At 42.7% G+C, this 2866-nt stretch carries 2 protein-coding genes; both read right to left on the minus strand.

Translation table 11 applies throughout. The annotated features are described in order from the left end of the window. Nucleotides 1–1828, minus strand: a 1828-nt coding sequence (gene rlmKL, locus B9J87_RS14005; RefSeq protein ID WP_094151327.1) for a bifunctional 23S rRNA (guanine(2069)-N(7))-methyltransferase RlmK/23S rRNA (guanine(2445)-N(2))-methyltransferase RlmL, incomplete at its 3' end; no start/stop codon positions are given. A 476-nt stretch (nucleotides 1829–2304) separates the two neighbouring features. Continuing rightward, on the minus strand, nucleotides 2305–2847 hold the full coding sequence (locus B9J87_RS14010; protein ID WP_010320557.1) for a cell division protein ZapC: 543 nt from the start codon (nucleotides 2845–2847) through the stop codon (nucleotides 2305–2307). Nucleotides 2848–2866 lie beyond the last annotated feature (19 nt).

The raw sequence follows: 2866 nt of genomic DNA on the forward strand, positions 1-2866 counted from the left end.
TTGCAGTCTCTAGCCATTGCACACAGTCGGCTTGTTCAAAGCGATGCTGGTGTCCAACTTGACCGTTGAGCTTTAAGTTGTCTTTAGCCCATTCTAAATAGGTTTTAGACATATCAACCGTCATGGTTGATTTTGCTCCACCGCAAGCGGCATGAACGGTTGCAGAGCCGGTGTAAGCAAATAGATTGAGGAAATCTTTACCCTTTGCCATTTGCCCTAAGCGACGACGCGTCAATTTATGATCAAGGAATAAACCCGTATCGAGATAATCATGTAAATTGACAATCAGTTTAACGCCATACTCGTTCACTTCCATTGTCTCAGAAATTTGCCCTAATTTTTGATATTGAGAGCGCCCTTTCTGTTTTTCACGAACTTTGAGTACTACTTTATTTGCTTCTGTTCCGGTGACTTGAATCGCGGCACGAATGATATCTGTTAAACGGCGTTTAGCCTTTTCTTCTGGAATATCTTTAGGTGCGGCGTATTCTTGGATCACTAGGTGGTCGAGATAAACATCGATCGCAACATTGTATTCAGGCAAATCAGCATCATAAATACGATAGCAATCGAGTGATTCACGTTTCGCCCACTTACCAATTTTCGCAATATTTTTCTTTAAACGATTCGAAAAATCAGGAGCGATCACCGATTCTTGAGAAATAGACGCTCCCGGTTCTACCGTGCGCAATGAAATTGAGTAGTTCTTTTGGTGACAAGGTAACGCACCGTTATTTAACTTAAACTGCTTTTCAGCGCGCATACGCAAACAACTGAGTAATTCGTCAGAGCTTGAGAAAATCGACGCTTGGCAACCGCCAAATTCAGCCTTTAATTGCCCACCAAATGCCGTGTATAAAGCAATCAAACCAGGATGTGTACCTAAACGTTCACCATAGGGTGGATTACAAATAACCACACCATCCTCAAACCCTTCAGGACGTTTGATCAGTGCCGCATCACCTAGCTGGAAGGTAATCAGTTCTTCAACCCCTGCGCGGCGAGCGTTATCTTTCGCGGTCTGCAGCACTCGTGCATCGTTATCAAAACCAAAGAACTTACAGTCAACTTTCTTGACACCACGTCTTGCTTGAACATTGGCCTCTGATTTTATTTGCGCCCACAGTTCTGCATCAAAATCCTCTAAAGCTTCGAAACTCCACTTTGGACGCTTGAGACTAGGGGCCATACCAGCAGCCATCATGGCCGCCTCAATGAGCAAAGTACCAGAACCACACATTGGGTCGAGCAGTGGCTTTGCTTCACTCCATCCACTACGCAAAATAATAGCCGCTGCTAATGTTTCACGAAGTGGTGCTCGCCCCGCTTCGGTACGGTAACCGCGCTGATGTAAACCACCGCCCACCATATCAATCCCTAAAATGGCTTTATCTTTATGCAAGCGTACATGGACACGAAGATCTGCATGATCTTTATCGATCGAAGGGCGCGGTAAGTTCTTTTTGGTGAAACAGTCGACAACCGCATCCTTTACTTTCATCGCGCCGTACTGACTGTTGCGGATTTCGTTATTTGTACCGTTGAAGTCGACAACAAACTTTTTCGAACTATGAAAATGATTAACCCAGTTCACTGAACTTGCTGACAAGTAAAGATCCATATCATTTTGGCAGGTAAATTCAGAGAGGACGCGAACAAATCTTGATGCTAGACGGCTCCACAAACAACAGCGATAAATCTGCTCTTTCGACGCTTTAAATTTTACCCCGGCCTGCACGGGTTTTGCGTCCGTAACCCCTAATTTGGTTAGTTCTTCAACTAATAGGTTCTCAAGACCGTTTGAGGTAACCGCTAGATATTGATTCATACTGCTCTTTTACTGATAAAAATGACCACGCATTATACCTGACAATCCCACGCTTGAGTAAAACAAAGTGTCTCTTTCACCTTCTCAACCATTCAATTGCTTAACTACTCGCCAATTTTACAAATAGACAAGCTTCGAGCATTGCAAAAACATCTTACTAGATATAGCAAGGCCTACGGGATAAGTGAGTATTTATTCACTATCAAATTGGACTATACCAGATTGCTTTTTGCAGTGTAAATAAATTACAAACGAGCCAAAAATGGGAATATGTCGGCCATTTCTAGTGATGTAGACACTGTTTATAACGTCACTTTTGAAGAAAAAAACATCAGAATCCTGAACAAATCTCACATTTAAGATCGAATTCAGACGGATAGGATTGAGTTGGGGAAAAGCTCTAGGCAAAAAAAATCGGCTATTAAGCCGATGGGAAATGAAACAAAGGAACGAAACGTTGTGCTATTAGGGAAAAGTTAACTCACAAGAGCAACGTGCTCTTCGAGCAAAATATGATTGGCGCAAGCCATACGGTCATGCATAACCTTAATGACCTGTCCGAATTCCAACTGTTTGGAACCATTCAGTATGAACGCATCTAAATCGACTAAGGCGCAAAGACTAGCGCAGTCCCCTACCTCAAGTACGATGAAATAACCTTGGCTGTAGCCGTTGACCAACCGAACAATGTCACCTTCACTCGGTTCAAAACCGTAGCCTTGATGATCAAAAAACCAACTTTTAGGTTGGACAGGTTTATGAAAACGCTTAGCGGCAACACAATAGAGTGCTAATTCGGCTTGTCTTGGCTCACTTAAACCTAAATAGGCAATTTGCTCTTTGTAGGTTTGGAAAGCACTCGCATCATCGACTGAAAAATGATTCTCAGCAAAAGCACAATCGACGAGCAGATTACGGTAAAGATTGGTCTTAAAAACCATCTCATCACCAAGGTATAACATCAGGCAGCTTTCGCTATCTGAATAATACCAACTCCATTTGTCACTTGGTTTAAGCATCGTTCCACTCTCTAATTTT

The organism is Vibrio sp. V19_P1S1T109, from assembly GCF_002241375.1.
In the GTDB taxonomy this organism is placed as follows: domain Bacteria; phylum Pseudomonadota; class Gammaproteobacteria; order Enterobacterales; family Vibrionaceae; genus Vibrio; species Vibrio anguillarum.

Excerpts from the sequence above, each read along its gene's own strand:
- B9J87_RS14010 (WP_010320557.1), bottom strand. The coding sequence starts at position 2,847 with ATGCTTAAACCAAGTGACAAATGGAGTTGGTATTATTCAGATAGCGAA.